This window comes from Bacillus thuringiensis, assembly GCF_022095615.2.
In the GTDB taxonomy this organism is placed as follows: domain Bacteria; phylum Bacillota; class Bacilli; order Bacillales; family Bacillaceae_G; genus Bacillus_A; species Bacillus_A cereus_AG.
In genome coordinates this window covers 1236565-1258103 of record NZ_CP155559.1, presented here as the reverse complement: position 1 = coordinate 1258103, position 21539 = coordinate 1236565, and the positions used below count along the sequence as shown (strand labels likewise).

Genomic DNA, 21539 nt, shown 5'->3' with positions numbered 1-21539 from the left:
GCCTATTCCCCTCCGTTCCCATCATATTTATATACTTTCGTTGCACGATAATATAAGTAAATTAACAGAACAGAGAATAGAACAACAATCATAGATAACGCAGATCCAAACGGCCAGTCACGCGCTCCTAAGAATTGATTTTGAATTACGTTTCCGATTAATGCTACTTTCGATCCACCCATAACGTCTGATACAACAAACATTCCAATAGAAGAAACAAACACTAAAATAGAACCAGTAGCAATCCCTGACATCGTCATCGGTACTGTTACATTCCAAAATGCCTTTGCTGGTGTTGCTCCTAAATCATAAGCTGCTTCTAGCTTACGCTTATCAAGCTGCTCAATCGCTGCATACACCGGTAAAATCATAAATGGTAATAAAGAATAGACCATTCCGAGTATTACAGAAGGTGTGTTATATAGTAAATTTAAAGGTTCACTTATAATACCTAGTTTCAATAGCAATGTGTTTACAAGACCTTGTGAACGTAAAATAACAATCCATGCGTATGAACGAACAAGGAAGTTAATCCAAAACGGGATCGTTGCCAATAATAAAAGAATTGAACGGTATTTACGATCAACAATTGTAATTGTATAAGCAAATGGATAACCAATTACTAAACAGATTACTGTTGTAATAACTGCAATCTTAACAGTTTCCCATAACGTTCCCATGTATAGTGGATCAAACACACGAGCTATATTCTCTAACGTGAATTGCATTTCCACTGTCCCATATGCCCCGCGCTGCATAAAGGCAAATGCCAATACAAACAGAAGGGGAATTAGGAAGAAGATTAACAGCCACGCGACTGTCGGTAGTGCGAGTAATTTCCCTTTTTTCAATTTAAGGTCACCTCGTCCTCTTGCTCCCAGCCTACGTATACATTATCTCCAATGCTCCACTGCGCTGCTTCTTCAGCAGTCTGATATGCCATTAGTAATTCTGATGTTTTCTCGTCACGTACATATAGCTTTTCCATATTTCCAACAAACTCAACGTCTTCAATATGTCCAAGATGGTATTCTTTTAAAATTGGCTCTTCAACCGAACGTACCTTTACGTTTTCAGGACGAATTGCTACATAGCCTTCCCCGTTTTTCACAATATTATTTTCACCGATAAATGTCGCAACGAACATTGTTTTCGGCTTATTGTAAATTTCTTTCGGCGTTCCAATTTGTTCAATATGTCCTTTATTCATAACGACAATACGATCACTCATGCTCATCGCTTCTTCTTGATCGTGCGTTACGTATATGAATGTAATTCCTAAATTACGTTGTAAGTTTTTCAATTCACGTTGCAAATCTTTTCTTAACTTAAAGTCTAACGCCCCAAGTGGCTCATCTAGTAATAATACACGCGGGTTATTTACAATTGCTCTCGCAATCGCTACACGCTGCTGCTGTCCACCAGAAAGCTTTGCAGGTTTACGATTACGGAACTCAAGTAACTGCGTTAAACGCATTGCCTCTTCAGCACGCTCTTTTTGTTCTGCTGCCGGTACTTTCTGCATTTTCATACCAAAACAAATATTTTTCTCCACATTCATATGTGGGAATAGCGCATAATGTTGGAACACTAAGTTCATATGACGCTTATATGGTGGCAAATCGTTAATCTTTTCATCATCTAATAAAAGATTCCCTTTAGTTGGCGTTTCAAAACCTGCGATCATACGAAGTAACGTTGTTTTCCCGCAACCACTCGGCCCTAAAATCGTTAAAAATTCCCCTTCTTTAATGTCTAAAGAAAGAGGTGGGATAATCACTTGATTTCCAAAATGTTTTTCTACTGCTTCAACTTTAATAATCTTTTTCATTTTCCCGTCCTATCTACCTTAAATTTTAATTTTTATATTCATGAATAAATATTTATGTTCTATAGACTATTTTTTGTTTCGATCCAAACAAAAATGGTTGTTTAGCAGCGTTCTCTTCTATTCTTTATGTAGTATGTTTGATTCATTTTTGCATGATACATATGTCGAACAGAAAAACCCCTTCCATTGCGAAGGGGCTATTATCATACGGCTACGCCTACTGATAAACACCATCATCATTTTAACAACTTTCGTATGAATTTTAAAGCACTTTTTGTAGAAGAGTAACGAATTTTCATATCGAATGCCGTAGATTGGGCTAAAATGCTTTTATAATGTGAAAAAGTCCGAAAACTTTCTTCCCCATGATAACTACCTAATCCACTACTTCCAACACCACCAAAAGGTAAATATGGCGTTGCAAGATGATAGACAACATCATTAATACAGCCTCCGCCATATGAAATATTACTTGTCACTTTCTTTTGTACTTCTTTATCTTCAGAAAATACATATAACGCTAATGGCTTCGGATGTTGCTGAATTGTGCCAATTACCTCTTCTATGTTGTCGTATTCTACAATTGGTAAAATCGGACCAAAAATTTCATCTTCCATAACAGTACTTTGCCATGTAACATTTGTTAACACTGTTGGTTCTATATGTAACGTTTCTTTTTTATAGTTCCCGCCGATTACCGTTTTACCATCTTTCAAAAATGTACATAAACGTTCAAAATGACGTTCAGTCACAATTCGTACATAATTGTCATTGTTCAGTGGATCTTTTCCATACTGCTCCGCAATTTCGTGTCGTAATGCCTCAATTAACTGTTCTTTCACCGAAGCATGCACATACATATAATCAGGCGCTACACACGTTTGCCCTGCATTTAAAAACTTACCCCACACAATTCTTCTTGCTGTTACATCTATTTTTGCATCTTTATGTACAATACATGGACTTTTTCCGCCAAGCTCTAACGTGAGTGGCGTCAACCGTTTCGCTGCTGCTTCCATCACAACTTTTCCAACACCGACACTACCTGTAAAGAAAATATAATCAAACGGTTCCTTTAACAATGCCGTACTCTCTTCTACACCGCCTTCTACTACCGCTACAAGCTCTTCTTGGAATAATTCCTCTAACATTCTCGTAAGTACTTTGGAAACGTTTGGCGTTAACTCTGACGGCTTTAAAACAATTGTGTTTCCAGCCGCCAACGCTCCTACAAGAGGTGCAATTGCTAATTGAAATGGATAGTTCCACGGTGCAATAATAAGTGTCACACCGTATGGTTCAGGTACTACTTTCCCCTTTGATCCAAAATGAGTGAGTGCTGTTCGAACCCGCTTCGGTTTACTCCACGATGAAATATGCTTCAATTGAAAGGAAATTTCTTTTAATACATATCCAACTTCCGTTGTAAACGACTCATGAACTGACTTATTTAAATCTAATTTCAATGCCTGAAATATTTCTTCTTCAAAACGCTGAATGCCTTTATAAAGCTTCTTCAAATTATTCTTTCTCACTTCTACACTTCTCGTATGGCCATTATAAAAATATGCTTTTTGTTTATTTACAATAGAAGAAACACTCATCCATTCACCTTCTCCCACTATTTTTATCCAATTCTTTCATTATTTATATAGACTTCATATATAATAAATTTCTATTCGTAAAGTTACATTATATATAATTTCTTCTTTTATTTAAAATTCATTGCTCAAAAAAAACTACCGAAAGAAAATCTCCCGGTAGTTTTACTGTATTAACGATATAAACGAACAGCACCTGCAGAATTATCATCAGCTTGTCCTACTACTTCAAACTTCAGGCCAAGATTCGGTAAAATACGTCCTGCATCTGGAATCTGTTTATTAATATACGTTTTCGAATCATCAAACTTCGGTACGCCTGCTAAGCCATTATACGTATACGTTCCGCGCGTTGGAGATACAACTTTCCAAGCTGGCGTTTTATCAAATGAGAACGCCGCATCAGCGATTTGGAATCGTGTACTACTTGCTACTGTTGGTTTACCATTTAAAGTTCCAACAATTGCTTCTGGATGAGAATCAACTACGCCAAGGAAACCATGTCCTGGATGTAAACCAACCCAGTTATCTGTATAAGCTGAGTCTGCATACCATACAACCATACCTGTGTTGTATTCTGGACCGCGAGCATATTTCAATGCGTTATCCGAACCAGCATAGTTTCTCCACTCTACATAATAGTTATGTTTTTTCTTCTCTGTTCCATTAGATACAGCGAATCCATCTAATTTGAACTGCGGTGTACCTTCTGCATCATCAGAGAATACTACTTTACCGTCTACATTTAGTGATGCATTATCAAGTAGGAAACCGTTTAATGCTAAACCACCATCTGTAATGTACTCAAATGTTAATTTTACTTTCTTACCTTTGAATTGGCTTAAATCGTATGATTTATCAATCCATTTTCCATTTGTTGAATGTGCATTTCCACTATTTGCTTTCTCACCCAGTTTTTCGATTAATGTTTGTTGACCATCTTCTGTTACAGCATGTACTTCAAGGAAATCATACTCTGCTTCAATTTCATACAATGACTTGAAATCAAATTTCGCAGTCGTTGCATTTGTTAAATCGAACAGTGGCGTCTCCATTTTTGTGTGAAGATTGTCACCTTTTGTGCTGTAGTAATACTGTTTACCAAATGCTGGAGCAATTGTTTTTATATCTTTATCTGGCAAGTTAACACGAATCATACCTGGGCGGTTAGATTTCGTAACACTTTGGTCTAAATATGTTGCTAGACCGATACCTTTATTTAATTTCTCGTAATCTACTTCTACGATATTTGCCCAGTTACCACCGATTGTTTTTTGGAAAAACTCTTTATTTTGTGGTGAGAAACTCGTTGGCGTTGTTCCTGCAATGTTACCAGCCCAGCTTCCGCCACTCATAACAGACCAAGCTTGAATTGGTTCACCGTCACCAGTATAGTCTGTATCATACTCATCTGGAAGACCTAAATCATGACCATATTCATGTGCGAATACACCAACTGCGCCATCTTCTGGTTCAATTGTGTAGTCGAATGCTGCGATCTTTCCGCCCCAATATGGAACTTTCGCTTGTGTGCCTTCAATTGGGAATGGTTTTGGTCCAACAGTCCAGCGATGTGACCAAATTGCATCATCACCTAATTTACCACCGCCTGCTTCTTGTCCAACACCCGCATGGATAATCATTAAGTGATCGATTAAACCGTCCGGTTGTTTTTGATTTCCATCGCCATTTACATCATATTGATCGAACTGATCAAACTCAGATAAATCAATACCGCTATCTACAGCTGCTTTTAATGCATCTTTTACTAAATCACGTGGTCCTTTTGGTCCTTTATTATCATGACCTGTCGCACCATCTGCACCGTAATCAGCAGCTTTACCAGGAACTGTTAACCATTTTGTAACTGTTCCGTCTACTGTATAACTACCGCCAGATTGCTCTTCGTAATATTGTTTAAACGTTTCGATTTTGCTGCCATCCTCTAATGCGAATGGCTCATTACCGAATAACATTTTTTCATAATGTTCTTTGTTAAAATCGTCAGTATACATATAACCAGGTTCTTTATCAATATTGTTATGTTTAAAGTCAGCGTACTCTACAAGTAAAACGAGTACTTTATCTTTACGAACTTCACCGTTATATTCTTTTCCCTTTGCTGGAGAAGTTGGTACTTTACCATTTAGACCACCCTTAACTGGGCCTGTCGCTGCAGGTGTTCCTGTTGCTGGTTTGTCTAACTTTTCTTTCGTATCCGCTTTCGCATCTTTCACTTTCTTTAAAAAGTCAGATGCTTCTTTCGTAAGTGGGTCCCCATTTGATACTTCTTTCCCAGGATTTTCACCCTTTTTGTTCTCTACGTATTTTTCGACGGCTTTCTTTGTTTCTGTCTCTGAAGCCTTCGAATCAATTACCCCACGGTTTTTTAGCGCATTTGCTAAACGTTCTTCTGGAATTAAATGATCATCGACTGGGCTCGTAGCTGTCTTATTCACAGGTGTTTCAGCATATGCAGACTGGCCACCCGCTCCGAATGAAAGACCTAACACAGCTGTCAAAGCGATTGATGACAAAACTTTGAACGGTTTCTTGTTCATCCCTTATTTCCTCCCCTAATAAAAAATATGTATTACAAATTGAATTTTATTAAAAATTCAATATTTTTTCAATATTTAGTTATATTATGTAATGTTTTTAATATATTTGTAAAAATTCCATAGTTAGCATACGAATATATCACAATTCAACAATGTTTTCTGAAAATATTGAAAATATTTGTCAAAAACTTTATAATCGCCATAGAGGGAATTTAATGGGGATTTTATCTTTGTTTTATCTACAAAATATTTGATAATTCACTATATAAAACACAAAATGCGATTGCATTATCATATATTCTGTAGCAGCAGTTATGACCGATAATTAGGGAGGAATTACATTTGTACAAAGATAAGACTGACGCACTGGACCAAGAATGGATTGATTTAATACTTGAAGCTCTAGACGCTGGTATCGCCCTGCAAGAGATCGAACATTTTTTCCAACGTATGAAGCCATCCAGTCAGGCTCAATAGGCTTGTTCTTTTTAACGAAGTTTATGTTATAATAATGACATCATAAGACGACTACATATTGATAGAAAGGTGCGCAAATATGATTGGAGAACGTATAAAACGCCTTCGCTTACAAAAAGGTATTTCATTAACTGAACTTGCCGAAAAAGCTGGTGTTGCTAAATCTTACATTAGTTCTATAGAACGAAATTTACAAAAAAACCCTTCCATTCAGTTTCTAGAAAAAATTGCAGCAGTTCTACAAATTCCAGTTGATACTCTACTTCATGATGAAACAGCAAAGGAAAATCACTTAGACTCCGAATGGACACAACTCGTTAAAGATGCGATGAGCTCAGGTGTCTCCAAAGAACAATTTCGTGAATTTCTTGAGTTTACAAAATGGAAGCACGATCAAAAATAATAAATAGAAAGAAGTGCTTACAACCGGCACTTCTTTTTTCTTTATAAAAAAAAGCGGGGATTCCCCGCTTTTTTTATTTATTATCTTTCTTCGCCATCTGTTTGGTTAGCATTGAATGTCCATTCTAAGTTCAATGCGTCGCCTTGGAATTTATTTTGGTCTTTACCATCATCTTCAAATACAAATTGTACCCATAGATAATCTTCTGTTCCAGCTTCTAAGCCACCTTTTTCTCCCCACTCAGGAGCAAAGATATCTTTAGCTACAAGATCAGGATCAGCATTTTGTAAATCCGCTAAAGTTGTTTCATATACAGGCTCACTTTGCTTATCCCAGTTCCAAAGGAATTTTACTTTAATGTGCTTAGCAAAATCTTCACCAGCATTATCACCTTTTGCATCTGTAATACTATACTTTGTCGCTAATTTAACGTCTTTAATTGCTAACGTACCACTGTTCTTTAATAAGAACTCTTTCTTAACAGAATCCCCTGGTTTTAAATCTTTAATATCTACAAGCGTTTTAGGGTTTAATGTAAGATCTAGCGTCCCAGCTGCAAATGTATTATTTGATACTTCTTTATCACTAAAGAATGCAAATGTTCCTCCACCAATTAAAGATAACCCCAATGCTGCTGATGCAACTCCCATACCTAATTTCTTTTTCAGACTCACAATCAATTCCCCCTAGCTGTTTTTTATATTTTTCCCCCTATAATTTTTCAATAAGGGACATAAAGAAAACTATATTAGCTTAGCTAATGTTCGTTCTCTTTTAAAAACCTTAAGTTCATTATAACGAACAACACTATATAAATACAACATTTTTTTATTAGTATTTTCAGTTATTTTTATTTCTCAATATTATTTTGAATTTTCGAAAAAATGAGGAATAAATAAAAACATCAATTAATTTTCACTATCTATACCAATTAATATCTTTCACCATTATGCGGCCAACTAGTTTTCTCGTATCCGCTAGATTTTGACGTGTATTGTTAAAATAAAGAAGACACGCCGAATAGGTGAGTCGCAATGCCCTCTCACCTATTCGGCTTTATAACCTCTATTCGCTCTGAAATGTTGCTGTATTTTACTTGCTATTCATGTTTCTTACTCTCTTCTAGCTTTTTTGCTTCGTCCTGTTTCTTACTTTCCTCTAGCTTTTTTGCTTCTTCTTGTTTCTTACTCTCCTCTAGCTTTTTCGCTTCTTCTTGTTTTTTACTCTCTTCTAGCTTTTTCGCTTCTTCTTGTTTTTTACTCTCTTCTAGCTTTTTCGCTTCTTCTTGTTTTTTACTCTCTTCTAGCTTTTTCGCTTCTTCTTGTTTTTTACTCTCTTCCAGCTTTTTCGCTTCTTCTTGTTTCTTAGCTTCACTCACTTGTTGTACTGTTTTCTCTACTAGTAATTTCTCAAAACCTTGAATTTGTTTATCAATCACTTGTAAATTAACCTCTTTATCAACATACTCACAGTTTTCTTTCACTATATGGAAACCAGTATTCACATACGAGAATACTTGCTTATTCGATCCGCTTTTATTTCCTTTTAGCTCTTCTTGCACTTGATTGTAAGGATCTTCTATTGATACATATACTTTTTGTAACAATTCTCTTTCAGCAACTATTTTCTCACGCCCTTGCTTCCACGTAACAAGCGCCTGTTCTAACTCTTGAGTGGAGGTGACAGTTAATTTTGACTTCATCCCTTCATACTCATGCAAAATAACTTCCTTATGTTGCTTAGCTTGTTCTGTTAATTGATCAACTGTTTTTGGAAAAATACTTGCTGTCGAAATTGTAGCCGTTACTTTCGTTTCATGAACGAAAGCCGCTTCTGTATAAGTCATCATTTGAGAGCCTAAATAAAAAGTAATAGAACACAAACATGGCAATATAAGCATCTTTTTGAATTTGCGAGGTGGCTTCAGCATTTTAATCTCTCCTATCGAACAACTTGTTCTTTATCAAGAACTATACCTTTATTATAATAAAGTGAAATATAAAATGATATAAGAAATTATCTTTCTTTTTACATTTCCCTTTTAGCAGAAAAGGAGACTATCATTTTTGATAGTCTCTTTTTGTTTTCCTTATTATTTCACTTCAGCATCGCCTTGTTGTGCATCAAACGTCCAAGTTAATTGTAGCTTATCACCTTGGAATTCATTTTGATCTTTTTTATTATCAACGAACTCAAATTTTACTTTGAATTTATCAGATTTACCTGCAGAAATACCTTTTTCATCCCAGAACCAAGCAGCTAAATCGTTATTTACCGCAGTAAGTGTGTCACCCTTCAATTTATCTAACGTTGTTTCTTTTACGATTGTTTCATGCTTGTCTACATTTTTTAAGAATGTTACTTTAATATGTTTACCAAAATCATCTTTATTATCTTTCTTCGTATCTTCTACACTATAGTCTGTTTTTAATAGAACCTTTTTAATATCTAAAGAACCTTTATTTTCTAGTTTAAATTCTTTTTCAACTGTATCACCAGGCTTTAAATTCGATACATTAACAACTGTTGATGGATTTAATAATAAATCAAGCGTACCAGTCGCAAATGTATTATTTGACACTTCTTTATCGCTAAAGAATGCAAATGTTCCTCCACCAACTAATGCTGCTCCTAGTACTGCTGATGCGATACCCATCCCTAATTTTTTCTTTAAAGTCATGTCCAAATCCCCCATAATATATATTTGTTAATTTCCTAGTAGGAAATTATAACTAAAATAACTAGACGGATTGTTCTACTTTTTTATCTTTCTTTTCTCCGTCGATGCTACGAATAGCGCCAAAAATAGAAATCGCGGAATAGCCAAGTAAAAAGACTCCTGGAATAATAAGAAGTAATGCTGCTCCCGCTTTTGAACTCGCATAATTCAGTCCATAACCAACGTATGGAACTGTAATATCTGCATACTTTCCGATTACATTCTCTGCAAGTACTGGTGCTAAATCTGGTCCGTTGTTATTATCTCCTTTTGTTTCATACATTACTTTTCCATTTGCATCCTTCACACCGATAATACGGTGAGTGACAATTTTGTCATCTTTCTCTTTAAACGTAATAACATCACCTTTTTTATATTTAGAACCATCTTTTGTTGGCTCTATCGCAATGATTGACCCTGTCAAAAATGTTGGTTCCATCGATCCTGAAAGAACGCTCTTAAATTGATACCCCATCAATGTTGGATCCCCACCACTCGCTTTTGAAGAAATAACTACAAAAGCTAATAAAACCATTACTGCAAATAAAACAAATGAGATAACGTTGCTAATCACCTTCCAAATTAATTTCATCGTTTCTCTCCCTCTCCGTTGTTTTATATTATTTGAAGTATGCAATATCCACTCTCGTTCTTTAACAAGAACACAAGTAAATAATATAACGAACAAAACAGAAATGCAATAAGAAAATTTACAATTATTAGTTATTTTTAATGTAAAAAAAAAAGACTGTGACAAAGTCTCTTCACAGCCTTTTAACTAGTAATTTATTTTTCTTCTGATTTCATTCCTGTTGTATTTCGGCGTAGCACTACAAATAAAATAGCTCCAAATAATAGAGCGGCACCTATTCCAATGCTTATTATTTTCACATTTGATTCGTTTACTTCAGGCGTAGCCGTATCTTTTTTAGGCATCGCAAAAGTAACATCTTCTTTAGAAAGAACATTTATCGTCGCAATTGTTTGATTATTTTTCGTAATATCAACTGCACCAACTACCTCACCACGATGAATTCCTTTATGATACAAAGACTCTTTATCTAATGAAGCCGCACGGAAAATCGTCCTCACATTTTTCCCTTCATCTTTCTTAAGCATAAGCTCTGCACTTTTTTCAAGCTCGCTATCGATATCTTTATTTAAATACGTTGCCTTTTGATGCCAGCTATGTTTATCTAGTACAGTTTGCTTCACAAATTGACCGAAAGAATAGTCCGCCATCTGCTTCAAATCTTCATAAATTTCAGGCCTTTGAGAAGCCATTACTACATTTATAATACGATTGCCATCCTTCTCATTTAATAAAACAAGTGTATTACGCGCTTCATTTGTAAAACCCGTCTTCCCGCCAATGCTATATGGATTTTCAAAATAAGTAGACTTATTAAAAATAGAAACCGTCTGGCTAGATGTCGTAACTGTCGTCCTTTTCGTATTCATCGCTTGTAAAATCTCAGGATACTTTTGTACACCTCTCGTAATCATAGCCATATCAAATGGTGTTGTATAATGATTCGGATCATGCAATCCATTTGGTGTAACAAAATGACTATCTGTAGCACCTAATTGCTTCGCTTTCTCATTCATCATATTAGCAAAATTCTCAACACTGCCGCCAATACGCTCCGCAATTGCATACGACACATCATTCGCACTCAGCACCATTAAAATCATAAGCGCAGTATTACGATTAATCGTCTCGCCAGGTTGAAACTCAATTTGATAATTACTCTTCTCTTGATCTAATGCTAATTGTGAAAACGTAAATTGATCTTCTGGCTTCGTATGCTCCATAAGTAAAATTGCTGTTAACACTTTCGTCATACTAGCTGGAAATGCACGATGATGTGCGTTTTTGTCATACAAAACATCTCCAGTTTTCGCATCAATCGCAGTTGCAAACTGACTAAAAACATTTGGTCCTTCCGCAGGTGGTGGTGCCATTTGTTCTGGATTCACTCCAATATTCGTCTCAGCACGTAACGTCATAGGTGTCAAAAAAAATAAACAAATAACGGTAATAAAAGCCAAAATTTTCTTAAAATTTACCATATGACTCTCCCTTTTCATTATACTCTCACAGCTTACAAACTAAATCTACCAATCTATATGTAATTTGTATTAAATTGGAAGAATATTCACTGTTTTTTACTATATCATACTTTTACGATAAAGAACATAAATATACAACAAAAAATAAGAAGGAATTATTCTTTCTTATCCTTCTCATCAATCAATGAATCTATTAAGTTTTGACTAGCTTCCTCGGGTGTACTCTCATCTGTTATCCCCATAAACGACCAACCTTTAGAATCGACCCACTCAACAAACTCTTGTAAAAACTCATCATGTGTAACATCCACATCAAGAATCGAGCCATTAATCGAAATCGTTCTATTTCTAGATACACGCATCTTGAACGTTTTCCTTACCATTACAATAATTCTCCCTCTACTCTTGAATAATTATAAAATAATCTTGTATCTCTGTTATACATGATTTTAAGTAAATTGTAAAAAGGATATATTGGCCAATTGGGATATTGAAAATGGAAACCTCTTATCCTACATAACCCTCGTACGATATACAAATGGTCATATTATTCAACAATTAGACCATTTAGATGAATAAAAAATCATGGTCTTTTGGAAGATATCATGTAAAATAGTATAATTTGAATAAGGGAACTAAGGCAGCTCCATTTAGCTGGACTCTTATGTTGTAGACTTAGAGATTGATGCAGAAATTACTATTTGGTTCCTATTTCTGTACATAATATGGCTGGAAAGAAGGTAGTACTGTGAAAACAACAGAAAATTTTACTGACAAGGCCGATATATATGCGAAATATCGCCCTAGTTACCCCAATGAATATATTAATTATTTGCTTTCGGCTAACCAACTAAACGCGAATCAGATTGTGGCCGATATTGGTTCAGGTACAGGGATATTTACCCACCAGCTGCTTGAAAATGGTTTGCATGTTATTGGAGTTGAGCCAAATGATGACATGAGAAAAATGGCAGAGCAATCGTTAAACCAATATTCTCGTTTTCAATCAATAAAAGCAACTGCTGAAAATACCACTTTAAAAGAAAATAGTGTGGATTTAGTAACTGTTGCTCAAGCATTTCATTGGTTTGATAAAGATGCTTTCAAAATCGAATGCCAACGAATTTTGAAACAAAAAGCAAACGTTGCTCTTGTTTGGAATAGTAGAGATGTAACTAGTCCGATTATTAAAGAGAATGCAGAAATTTGCCAGAAGACCTGCCCGAATTTCAAAGGATTTAGCGGTGGAATCGAGGAAACTCCAGAAATGTTTAATAGCTTTTTTAAAGATGGGAAGTACGAGTTTAAAGAATATCAAAATGATTTACTTTTTGATATTGAAGGTTTTTTAGGAAGAAATTTATCAGCGTCCTATGCTCCGAAAGAAAATGACGAAGAGTATAAAAACTTTGTTCTTCTCCTATCAGAGTTATTCGAAAAATACAGTAAAAATGGAAAAATTATTCTCCCAAATTTAACGCGCAGCTATCTAGGTAATGTATAAGCAGCCTGATACATAGAGACTTTAAGCGGAATTAAAACAAGCCTAACCCCTTCCTACATGTAGAACGAGGTTAGGCTTGTTTTACGTGTTGAAATATAATAGCTTTATTGTCTTTTTACAAAAAACAAAACAACTTGCATTTTACCACATCAAATTCAAATGGCTTTCGTACAATCAAGTAGAATATATTAGAAAACACCTTAAATTGAGGAGGAACTCAATGGCGCGTTGTACATATTGTAAAACGAAATGGAAAGTAAAAGACGTATGGTCGCTTCTCATAACATTTGAAAAAGATTGTCCATATTGTTTTGGGAGGCAATATATGTCTAATGATACCTTTCATCAAGCTAACGCCGCTTTACCATTGTTATTTTTATGCCCTTTACTTGTTGATTTAAGCGACGAAGATCCTTTAGATAAATACCAGAAATAATATAACAGCTACATTCAAAAACTATTTTCTACTGAATTTTCTTCTCATCATTATCCCTTCATACATTACGAGCATAATCGCTTATACTTTCCCTTTTGAAGATCCTGTAGCTCAGCAGGAAGGGCGTCCCCTGGACAATGTTTATCAATTATGACTTTAATAAACATTGATAGATTTATACTGTTAAACATAAAAAATTAGCATTAGGTTCCACTCAAATATTAATTGAAACCCAACGCTGCTTGTATTCTGTAATTCAGAATACAAGCAGTCTTTTTTATTATGCATTTTTGCATACAGGATTACTTTCTCTTGTAAATAGATAATAATGGTATATAATAAAATCAACATTTTACCAAAAAAAGGTAGAATAGAGAAGTGGGATAAGTAAATAACCAGAACGTATTAACAGATTTGTTCTATGTAAATCATGATACATATATGGAATCAAAACTATGAAATTTTATGTAGAGATTAGATTACTACAAGATGAAAGATTCATAGCGAATACACTCGAGGAAAAAAGCATTCGATTAGATTAATGTTATAAAACTACTTAATGTGACATCTATCGAACGAATTGAGAATATACTTAGGGGGGAATTTCAAGTGAAAGCATTTAGTAAAGTATTATTAACAGGAGCTTTAGCTTTAGGCGGTTTAACAGCTATAAACATTGATACACCGAAGGCACATGCTGACGGAGCGAGCGAGTTCTGTCGTTATATTTGTGGTCCTAGCGAAACGTTGGATGGCTTCACAATTCAATTACACGCTACAGAGTACAGCTACGGCCAAAATATGATTGCAAAAATCACAAATGATAGAGCTGAAGATGTGCGCTATCGTGTAACTATTGAAAAGAAATGGGCAAGTGGCTGGGGTTACTATGAAACTGACTTCAATTTTGGCTCCGAATTACCAGCTGGAACAAACGAAGAATTATACAATACAACTGGTTGGGGTGGACAACTTCCAGAAAACGGGGAATATCGTTACAAAGTTAAAATTACAAATGCTGACGGTTCTGTAGATACAATTTATACAGCTTCAATGACACTTACAGGAAGATAGCTCATAAACAAGCTCCATTATTTATGCTTGTATTTTTGATAATATCATTGATAATTGCGGTGATATTATTATTATTGAAATAAGCTCTTCGGGGCTTATTTTTTATATACAAATTGGAATAACAATATTCAGAAAATTACATCTTTACACTATTAAAGTTTGTTGCTATTATAGAAATACATCAAATGTTACAATATTCCACAAATTATACAAATCCTCCGATTACACGAATGAAATGAAAACACGTTGCTGGTCGTAATATTTATAGTTGGGATCCCGTAGCTCAGCAGGGAGAGCGCCACCTTGACAGGGTGGAGGTCGCTGGTTCGAGGCCAGTCGGGATCATATGAAAAACCCCTTGATAGTCAAGGGGTTTTCTTTATGTAGCAGATAAATGATTATTATTAAAACTAGATTTTTTCCCTACTTCTTTTCTTCATTTTGGAGAAAGACATAAATTATATTAATTATCGCTCTGCGTTGTTCGCCAGAACTCGATTCTTTACCCTCTTTTGAGAGCTTTTTAAAGTTCTCTTTGAAAAATAGCCTAATACGGCAATTTTTATATTTATCTATATAAAGTTCTCAACAAAAAGATCTACACAGTTTAACTATGTAGATCTTTGTAACTTTAAGTTTAAAAATGAATAGATGAATCTTATTTTTTCCCTAACTTGATTGCCCTTTTGATATTACTAAATGCGCCTTTACCATATAATAATACGCCACCGCGGTAAACACGACTCGTTAAACCAATCATCATACATATTGTTGCGATTAGAATCGCTAATGCAAGCGCAATCTCCCATACTGGGATGTTGAGGAATCCAATTCGTACGAGCATAACAATAGGAGTAAAGAAAGGTATATAACTAGTAACGGTAACAACCGTGCTACTTGGATTTGACATTCCATAAATTGCGATATACAAAGCAGCAAGTAACATAAACATCAGCGGCATAACAGCTTGAGAAGATTCCTCTATACGAGTAATGATAGAGCCAAATAGACAAGATAATGAGCCATATAATAAGAATCCTAATGTGAAGAATAGAATCCCATAAAACACTAGAGTAGGAGCAACAGAATTTAAATCAATACTATTTAAAATATCATTTTTCGAATCATTAATTGCTGTTTTATATCCAACAGTTGCGACCAAGCCCCAAATTATGATTTGCGTAATACCTGCCAATAATGTTGAAAAAAGTTTCGCATATAAATGTTTTGTAGGCGAAATACTTGAAACAACTAACTCCATAACACGAGAAGATTTCTCTGTTGCTAATTGTGCAGCATACATTAATATCATTACATAATTTAGTATGATAAAGACATTAATTAAAATCCCTACACCCTCAGTATGTTCTCCATCTTTAACCTTATCTGAAACCGTTTTGGTATGAATTTCTACTGGCATTGTTAACACCTTTAATTCATCTTGTGATAGATTTAATTGCTGCGCGAAATTAGAAGATTGTATTTGAGATAAAATCGTTTGAACCTTACTAACATCTTGCTGATTTGTATCTGTCTCAGTTATATACGTAGCCTTTAGTTGCTTATTATCCAATTCCTCTACAACGATTGCATATGTATAATCACCATCTTTAACACCTGATTCTGCTTTTTGTTTATCCGTACTATGTTTAACATGTATCTTACTATCGACATTTTTAAACACTTGTTGAATTGTTGTATATAATTCTTCTTTTTCTGTAACAACGACAACTTGCTCTTCCTCGTTACCTACAAAATAGTTATAAATTTTTTCAAAATTCATCATTCCTATAATTAACATAGAAATCATGATTGTAATAACAATATATGATGTAGCTTTTACCTTAGATTTATAGTTTTGTAAAAAAATCGTCCAGAAACTATTCATGCTGTGCACCTACTTTCTCAATAAAGATGTCATTTAATGTAGGTTCTTCTACTGCGAATTTTTTAACAAAACCTAATTTCGTTATCTCTTTAAATAAAACATGCGAAACTTCTTCATATGAAATTTTAAGAGTAACTGCATTTTTACGTTTCTTCATACTTTCTACACCTTTTATTTCTTTCAAATGATCAAAGTCATGATCGCCAACGATTACAACATTCTTTTTACCAAAGTCACTTTTAATTTTGGCAATATCTCCTTGAACAACAGGTACTCCTTTGTGCATGATACAAATGTGTTGGCATAACTCTTCCACATGTTCCATACGATGTGAACTAAAAAGTATCTACGCCCCCTGTTTTTGCATATCAAGAACAGCTTCTTTTAACATTTCAACATTTACTGGATCTAAACCACTAAATGGTTCATCTAAAATTAAAAGTTCAGGCTTATGTATAATCGCTGTTATAAGCTGAATTTTTTGCTGATTCCCTTTTGAAAGTTCTCCTACCTTTTTGTTCAGATGCTCAGTAATATTAAAACGCTCCAGCCAATAGTGAAGTTCTTTTTCTGCATCTTTACTTTTCATGTTCTTTAATTTTGCAAAAAAATTAACTTGTTCTTTGACAGTCATTTTCGCATAAAGCCCACGTTCTTCGGGTAAATACCCAATCTTATCCGTTACATCATAATTTATAGGCTTACCATTCCATGAAATGGTTCCGCTTGATTTCGATAAAAGGCCAAGTATCATTCGAAATGTAGTCGTTTTACCTGCTCCATTCCCACCCAAGAATCCAAAAATTTCACCTTTTGGTATCTCGATATTCAAATTATTCACTGCAACATGCTCGTCAAATTTCTTTGTTAAATCTTTAATTAGTAAACTCATTATCCACACCCTTAATTCCCAAGATGATTTATTTATACAATTGTATATCCATAGTCAACCACAATATTTTGCCCTCTAATGGCATCACTTTTATCAGACATTAAAAATAAGATGACATTTGTAACATCTGAAATTTCAACAAATTTCCTATATGGAATCTTTTTTAATAACTTATTTCCTTCAAAGGACTTCAAATAGCTTTCGTTATTATCGTTTATACTATAGGACAGTTGTATACAATTCACTGTAATGATTCATTTTTTATCTTTCAAAAATGAATCATTACCAACAAATGTTATATTTCGCATTATAAGGTTAGCATAAGATTCGAAATATTCAATATGCAATTTTGCATATTTTAACACTCTCAATTATTTACATAGTGTTGACCATCTTTATTTAAAGCAGTCCCCCACATTCACAAAATTCACTTAAAACAAAAATTTGTTTATCCATACTTTTTCTTTAATTTTTCATGGAAGAACTGAATTTAATTAGTACTCCCTGTTAAACACCTAAATCTAATACTTAAACTAACTGATCTTCCTCTAATAAATTGTTGTCTTATTTAACTTCACAATTAATAGTATTCAGCAGGCATAGTCACAACATCTTCGTACACCTCCTCATTAAAGCTGAAGGAAAACTAATTAAAATCTGGTTCAGAAATTTTACCTTTCTACGTTACAGGATCCGCATAAGAAAACATAGAATACAGTACCTCTTCTGTTACAACTAGCTTTATGTCGTAAATTTAAAAATCATAATATAAAATTTATAGAATCAATTTCGTGAGTTCAAACCTCTCTAAGTTCATAAAAAAAGAGACACCATATCAACCTTCTACGTGATATGGTGTCTCTTTTTTATCTAAGTCAATCACTTCCCACCAAACATCTTCTCCAACGACTTCGCATTAGCAAACAATACTTCTTTCAAGTTATCATCTGCAACGATTTTATAATCGCCATCTTTGTTTTTCTTTAAGTTCAATGTAACTTCGCGAGTTGCCATTGCTGCATCTTTATCTGCTAAGTTTTTGACGATAGTTGATGTCATTGTTTTTTCGATTGCTTTTTCAGATTGTTCTTTGTCTTCACTAAAGGCACTAGCGAACGCCATTGGCATAACTTCTCCCACTGCTTTTGTTACAGCAACGGATAGATCTGCAGATGTAATTTTCACGTTTACTTCTGCTTTGTCATCCTTTTTCGATACTTCTTCTAGCTTTTCAAATTTAAAGTTTTTTGTAATTGCACTCAGCATTGCTTTTGCCTCAGCATCATCTGTTTTTTCATTTAGTTTATTAAATTCCTTGTCACTCTCAACAAATGTACGAGCCTTTTCTACATCACCTTTTTGTATCGCTGTTAAAAATTCTTCTGTCGTATCTTTCGGATTTGCACACCCTGCTAAAACACCTACTGTTAATCCTACTACCATCATTAACAGCAATAATTTCTGTATCTTTTTCACGTTTATTCTCCTCTTATCTTTTCTAGTAAGTTAGCACTATATAATAGTATGAAACTGACATTACAAACATTTTTTAGTATAGCATTTATATGATTTATTTTCTATTTACCCCAAAAAAATAAAGAGCCTTGCAGCATTCCTACAAGGCCCTCTTCTCTCAATCCGTATCCGTAGCACAAACTAACCACATTTTCTGCTCCTTACTATCTAACACCATCCAAGTAACATCCCACGCAACATCATAAAACCAATCTGTCCAAGGGCTATAGCTTTCAAAAACTTTAATATCTTCGTATCGATCTTGGAACATATATTGACATAGATTAACTGCTAATTGTTTTGCGATAACTGGTCGTTCCTTAAATGTTTCATATGCTCCGCCCGACAAAATTTGAGCGGCAATGCTACCATCAAGCATGACTGCCCATTGCTCTTTAAAATGAAACTTATATTTTTCTGACGTATGTATTTTTAACTCTTCTAAGCTTTTGATTATTTCTAAAGAGTTACAGATTCTTCTAAAGAAGTGCTCGTGTCCATCTTTCCAATATGGTATTTCTTTGAAAAAATTTTCGTTATGTACTTTAAAACAGCTTATAACCGCTCCGCCATTTACGTTTTGTTCCTTAAATGTATGTATGAGTCGCTCAATAGATGAGTCATTCGCTTCTATTTTTTCAAACGTTCCCTCTTTCCATCTCATAACGCCCACTACTCTCTATTAAAAATTTGTTTCTTCATTATAAATAACAAAATAAAAACCAATAACTTTAAGGTTGCTAGCTTATCTCTTATTCATATTCGAAAACACAATCACAATTGCTCCCAGCACATAATGCCCCGCTACCATCCACATACTCCGATCAAAGATCATAAGCGATAACCAAAGCGATATATTAATAGCAGCAAATAATAAGTATAAAATGAAATCTTTCTTTTGTAGCGCCTCTCTATTCATTACAATGAAAATCGCACCGACTGGCGGAAGGATGAAGCAAAGGAAAAAAACAAACATTTTTCTTAACGACCATGGATATGAAGTTACTGTATGCATATGAGTCTCCTTTCCACTTTATAGTACATGTAACATCGGTCTCACTATTCTATATTTGTCACTATGAGGCTCCTTTATGATTAAAGGTGAGTGAGGACCTTTTTCTTCTACCATTGTGAATACTTCTGTTTTTTCTTGTACTATGTTAGATTCACTGTTTTTAGTAGGTTTTTTACTTGTTTTGATTTTCTTCGTTACTTCTCCGAGCCTTTTTCCAACTTTTTCAGCTTCGGCAGGTTCATTCGTAACGTAGTATTCTTGATTCTCCCATACTAACATAGGTGGCACTTGTTCTCGTTTGTTACATATTATATAAGTAATACTAGCTATAAGTAGTAGACATGTTAATAAAAAGAAGATAGTTTTTTTATTCATATACTATTCTCCCTATCTATCATTTTATTAAATTATATAATATCAATTATATGTAGTAAATGGATTTAGTGGGATTTTTAGGGTTTTACACAAAAAGAAAAAACCTTACTAAAGTAAGGTTCCATTTTTTAATTTTATAGTGACTGATTTATTAAAACGATCATTACGATAATCGCTATAAACATAACAACTAAACAGCCGATCATTTTATAAAAGCCTCTTTTCGTTAACGTCCCACCTTGCACGTCTTTACGAATAAACAAGAATACGGCTAAAAATAATACAAGCCCCATTCCAAAAGCATACAACATTTGCATATGTTAATCTTCCTTTCTTTCTTCCATCTTAATATTTTTTCGCTAAAACAACAAATGAGATAAAGACGGTACTCATCGTAAGTGCCATAAGTATGTTCAATAGTTCAGTAGCAGATAGTGTAATTATTTTTAAGTTTAAGCCGAAAGAGAAAAGAAGATAATATGCTGTTAACGCAAAAAAGCTAAAGAACATGCCTTTATAACGAATTAATTTCATCCGCTCGTCTTTTTCTTTAAATTGTGGATGTAAGTAACTTAAGCAAAAGCACATGATCATCATCGCAAGCACTGTATACGTTGGAGCTGGTGGTGCGGAATGCGTCATAATACCTGATAATATCATAAATCCACTCATGAATAGAAAAATAACACCCATAATAACAAAATACTTTTGTGAATAATTCATCCCTATTCCCCCTCTTCTTTCCCTTCATAAATAAATACATGTTCTATCGTTGTCTGAAATGTTTTTGCTATTTCAAATGCTAACGGAAGTGATGGATCGTATTTTCCCTTTTCAATTGAAATGATGGTTTGCCTAGAAACTCCGAGTTTCTCAGCCAATTTTTCTTGAGATAGTCCAAATTTTTTGCGGTATTCGACCATTTTATTTTCCAAGGAAATTTCTCCCTCCTCCCATATATCGAGTATATATGTAAAGTAAACTTTACGTCAAGTTCCCTTTACATTTCTTTCAATCAGCTTTCGTTCTATTTATATAGAAGAAACTTGTTCGATTTCTGCACGTCTATTTTGTAATAAAACATGGAACACTGTATGTAATCGTTACTATATTTCCTCCTCTCTTTTTTTAAAATTTAATATCTCCCTATTTGTTTTATCCTTTTAAAATATTTC

Annotated in this window: 24 protein-coding genes, 1 tRNA gene and 1 pseudogene; 6 read left to right on the top strand and 20 right to left on the bottom strand. The window is 34.3% G+C overall.

The features are described from left to right. Positions 1–2 precede the first annotated feature (2 nt). The 4 genes from potB to inhA1 all read right to left on the bottom strand — a co-directional run bounded on the left by potB (position 3) and on the right by inhA1 (position 5993). Positions 3–851, bottom strand: a complete 849-nt coding sequence (gene potB, locus KZZ19_RS06465) for a spermidine/putrescine ABC transporter permease PotB (RefSeq protein ID WP_000715495.1) — start codon at positions 849–851, stop codon at positions 3–5. Beyond that, positions 848–1831: a spermidine/putrescine ABC transporter ATP-binding protein PotA gene (gene potA / locus KZZ19_RS06460; protein ID WP_000720323.1), complete on the bottom strand. Its 984-nt coding sequence runs from the start codon at positions 1829–1831 to the stop codon at positions 848–850. The genes potB and potA overlap by 4 nt, the downstream gene beginning before the upstream one ends. 236 nt (positions 1832–2067) lie before the next feature. Beyond that, positions 2068–3435 (bottom strand): aldehyde dehydrogenase, encoded by a 1368-nt coding sequence (locus tag KZZ19_RS06455; RefSeq protein WP_237979912.1) that lies wholly within the window; start codon positions 3433–3435, stop codon positions 2068–2070. Between the two features lie 170 nt (positions 3436–3605). After that, positions 3606–5993 carry a M6 family metalloprotease immune inhibitor InhA1 gene (gene inhA1 / locus KZZ19_RS06450; protein ID WP_001035922.1) on the bottom strand — a complete coding sequence of 796 codons (2388 nt, stop codon included), beginning with the start codon at positions 5991–5993 and terminating at the stop codon, positions 3606–3608. Between the two features lie 342 nt (positions 5994–6335). Here inhA1 and KZZ19_RS06445 point away from each other — a divergent pair, with 342 nt between their 5' ends. Both KZZ19_RS06445 and KZZ19_RS06440 read left to right on the top strand, forming a co-directional pair. Then, on the top strand, positions 6336–6470 hold the full coding sequence (locus KZZ19_RS06445) for an anti-repressor SinI family protein (RefSeq protein ID WP_088095618.1): 135 nt from the start codon (positions 6336–6338) through the stop codon (positions 6468–6470). A 79-nt stretch (positions 6471–6549) separates the two neighbouring features. Continuing rightward, complete coding sequence (locus tag KZZ19_RS06440; RefSeq protein WP_000578867.1) at positions 6550–6873, top strand: helix-turn-helix domain-containing protein; 324 nt, start codon at positions 6550–6552, stop codon at positions 6871–6873. 80 nt (positions 6874–6953) lie between these two features. Here the strand turns inward: KZZ19_RS06440 and calY are convergent, their stop codons facing one another. The 6 genes from calY to KZZ19_RS06410 all read right to left on the bottom strand — a co-directional run bounded on the left by calY (position 6954) and on the right by KZZ19_RS06410 (position 12048). Continuing rightward, positions 6954–7547, bottom strand: coding sequence for a biofilm matrix protein CalY (calY, locus tag KZZ19_RS06435; protein WP_237979911.1), 594 nt, complete (start codon positions 7545–7547; stop codon positions 6954–6956). A gap of 425 nt (positions 7548–7972) precedes the next feature. After that, on the bottom strand, positions 7973–8803 hold the full coding sequence (locus KZZ19_RS06430; RefSeq protein WP_348638030.1) for a DUF4047 domain-containing protein: 831 nt from the start codon (positions 8801–8803) through the stop codon (positions 7973–7975). Positions 8804–8965: 162 nt separating this feature from the next. After that, positions 8966–9553 (bottom strand): CalY family protein, encoded by a 588-nt coding sequence (locus tag KZZ19_RS06425; RefSeq protein ID WP_237979909.1) that lies wholly within the window; start codon positions 9551–9553, stop codon positions 8966–8968. Between the two features lie 61 nt (positions 9554–9614). Then, on the bottom strand, positions 9615–10184 hold the full coding sequence (gene sipW / locus KZZ19_RS06420; protein WP_237979908.1) for a signal peptidase I SipW: 570 nt from the start codon (positions 10182–10184) through the stop codon (positions 9615–9617). A gap of 194 nt (positions 10185–10378) precedes the next feature. Beyond that, positions 10379–11665: a D-alanyl-D-alanine carboxypeptidase family protein gene (locus KZZ19_RS06415; protein ID WP_237979906.1), complete on the bottom strand. Its 1287-nt coding sequence runs from the start codon at positions 11663–11665 to the stop codon at positions 10379–10381. A gap of 155 nt (positions 11666–11820) precedes the next feature. Continuing rightward, positions 11821–12048, bottom strand: a complete 228-nt coding sequence (locus KZZ19_RS06410; RefSeq protein WP_088095613.1) for a hypothetical protein — start codon at positions 12046–12048, stop codon at positions 11821–11823. Positions 12049–12413: 365 nt separating this feature from the next. Between KZZ19_RS06410 and KZZ19_RS06405 the strand changes: the two genes are divergently transcribed. The 4 genes from KZZ19_RS06405 (at position 12414) to KZZ19_RS06390 (ending at position 15024) form a co-directional block, all read left to right on the top strand. Next, positions 12414–13169, top strand: coding sequence for a class I SAM-dependent methyltransferase (locus tag KZZ19_RS06405; protein ID WP_237979904.1), 756 nt, complete (start codon positions 12414–12416; stop codon positions 13167–13169). A gap of 220 nt (positions 13170–13389) precedes the next feature. Further along, positions 13390–13605, top strand: coding sequence for a hypothetical protein (locus KZZ19_RS06400; RefSeq protein ID WP_237979902.1), 216 nt, complete (start codon positions 13390–13392; stop codon positions 13603–13605). 609 nt (positions 13606–14214) lie between these two features. Beyond that, positions 14215–14679 (top strand): hypothetical protein, encoded by a 465-nt coding sequence (locus KZZ19_RS06395; protein WP_237979900.1) that lies wholly within the window; start codon positions 14215–14217, stop codon positions 14677–14679. A 272-nt stretch (positions 14680–14951) separates the two neighbouring features. Then, positions 14952–15024 (top strand) — tRNA-Val (locus KZZ19_RS06390). 313 nt (positions 15025–15337) lie between these two features. Here KZZ19_RS06390 and KZZ19_RS06385 read toward each other — a convergent pair. The 10 genes and pseudogenes from KZZ19_RS06385 to KZZ19_RS06340 all read right to left on the bottom strand — a co-directional run bounded on the left by KZZ19_RS06385 (position 15338) and on the right by KZZ19_RS06340 (position 21299). Continuing rightward, complete coding sequence (locus KZZ19_RS06385; protein ID WP_237979898.1) at positions 15338–16567, bottom strand: ABC transporter permease; 1230 nt, start codon at positions 16565–16567, stop codon at positions 15338–15340. Then, positions 16560–17459 (bottom strand): annotated as a pseudogene (locus KZZ19_RS06380) (ABC transporter ATP-binding protein). Before KZZ19_RS06380 ends, KZZ19_RS06385 begins: the two are co-directional and overlap by 8 nt. Positions 17460–17491: 32 nt before the next feature. Then, complete coding sequence (locus KZZ19_RS06375) at positions 17492–17704, bottom strand: SDR family oxidoreductase (protein WP_237979897.1); 213 nt, start codon at positions 17702–17704, stop codon at positions 17492–17494. A 634-nt stretch (positions 17705–18338) separates the two neighbouring features. After that, positions 18339–18935 carry a DUF5105 domain-containing protein gene (locus KZZ19_RS06370; RefSeq protein WP_237979896.1) on the bottom strand — a complete coding sequence of 199 codons (597 nt, stop codon included), beginning with the start codon at positions 18933–18935 and terminating at the stop codon, positions 18339–18341. A gap of 157 nt (positions 18936–19092) precedes the next feature. Beyond that, entirely contained in the window at positions 19093–19638 is a 546-nt protein-coding gene (locus KZZ19_RS06365) for a hypothetical protein (RefSeq protein ID WP_237979895.1), read from the bottom strand. Between the two features lie 81 nt (positions 19639–19719). Beyond that, positions 19720–19989, bottom strand: coding sequence for a hypothetical protein (locus KZZ19_RS06360; RefSeq protein ID WP_237979894.1), 270 nt, complete (start codon positions 19987–19989; stop codon positions 19720–19722). Between the two features lie 18 nt (positions 19990–20007). After that, positions 20008–20364, bottom strand: coding sequence for a hypothetical protein (locus KZZ19_RS06355; protein ID WP_237979893.1), 357 nt, complete (start codon positions 20362–20364; stop codon positions 20008–20010). Between the two features lie 134 nt (positions 20365–20498). Next, positions 20499–20681, bottom strand: a complete 183-nt coding sequence (locus tag KZZ19_RS06350) for a DUF3976 domain-containing protein (protein ID WP_016088828.1) — start codon at positions 20679–20681, stop codon at positions 20499–20501. Between the two features lie 28 nt (positions 20682–20709). After that, positions 20710–21087, bottom strand: a complete 378-nt coding sequence (locus tag KZZ19_RS06345; protein ID WP_237979892.1) for a permease — start codon at positions 21085–21087, stop codon at positions 20710–20712. Between the two features lie 2 nt (positions 21088–21089). Next, complete coding sequence (locus KZZ19_RS06340; RefSeq protein ID WP_000428506.1) at positions 21090–21299, bottom strand: helix-turn-helix transcriptional regulator; 210 nt, start codon at positions 21297–21299, stop codon at positions 21090–21092. Between the last annotated feature and the right edge of the window lie 240 nt (positions 21300–21539).

Bases quoted from the DNA above. Each gene is read 5' to 3' on its own strand.
- potA (WP_000720323.1), bottom strand. From the start codon at position 1,831: ATGAAAAAGATTATTAAAGTTGAAGCAGTAGAAAAACATTTTGGAAAT.
- KZZ19_RS06455 (WP_237979912.1), bottom strand. From the start codon at position 3,435: ATGAGTGTTTCTTCTATTGTAAATAAACAAAAAGCATATTTTTATAAT.
- inhA1 (WP_001035922.1), bottom strand. From the start codon at position 5,993: ATGAACAAGAAACCGTTCAAAGTTTTGTCATCAATCGCTTTGACAGCT.
- KZZ19_RS06440 (WP_000578867.1), top strand. From the start codon at position 6,550: ATGATTGGAGAACGTATAAAACGCCTTCGCTTACAAAAAGGTATTTCA.
- KZZ19_RS06430 (WP_348638030.1), bottom strand. From the start codon at position 8,803: ATGCTGAAGCCACCTCGCAAATTCAAAAAGATGCTTATATTGCCATGT.
- KZZ19_RS06425 (WP_237979909.1), bottom strand. From the start codon at position 9,553: ATGACTTTAAAGAAAAAATTAGGGATGGGTATCGCATCAGCAGTACTA.
- sipW (WP_237979908.1), bottom strand. From the start codon at position 10,184: ATGAAATTAATTTGGAAGGTGATTAGCAACGTTATCTCATTTGTTTTA.
- KZZ19_RS06415 (WP_237979906.1), bottom strand. From the start codon at position 11,665: ATGGTAAATTTTAAGAAAATTTTGGCTTTTATTACCGTTATTTGTTTA.
- KZZ19_RS06410 (WP_088095613.1), bottom strand. From the start codon at position 12,048: ATGGTAAGGAAAACGTTCAAGATGCGTGTATCTAGAAATAGAACGATT.
- KZZ19_RS06400 (WP_237979902.1), top strand. From the start codon at position 13,390: ATGGCGCGTTGTACATATTGTAAAACGAAATGGAAAGTAAAAGACGTA.
- KZZ19_RS06385 (WP_237979898.1), bottom strand. From the start codon at position 16,567: ATGAATAGTTTCTGGACGATTTTTTTACAAAACTATAAATCTAAGGTA.
- KZZ19_RS06365 (WP_237979895.1), bottom strand. From the start codon at position 19,638: ATGAGATGGAAAGAGGGAACGTTTGAAAAAATAGAAGCGAATGACTCA.
- KZZ19_RS06360 (WP_237979894.1), bottom strand. From the start codon at position 19,989: ATGCATACAGTAACTTCATATCCATGGTCGTTAAGAAAAATGTTTGTT.
- KZZ19_RS06355 (WP_237979893.1), bottom strand. From the start codon at position 20,364: ATGAATAAAAAAACTATCTTCTTTTTATTAACATGTCTACTACTTATA.
- KZZ19_RS06350 (WP_016088828.1), bottom strand. From the start codon at position 20,681: ATGCAAATGTTGTATGCTTTTGGAATGGGGCTTGTATTATTTTTAGCC.
- KZZ19_RS06345 (WP_237979892.1), bottom strand. From the start codon at position 21,087: ATGAATTATTCACAAAAGTATTTTGTTATTATGGGTGTTATTTTTCTA.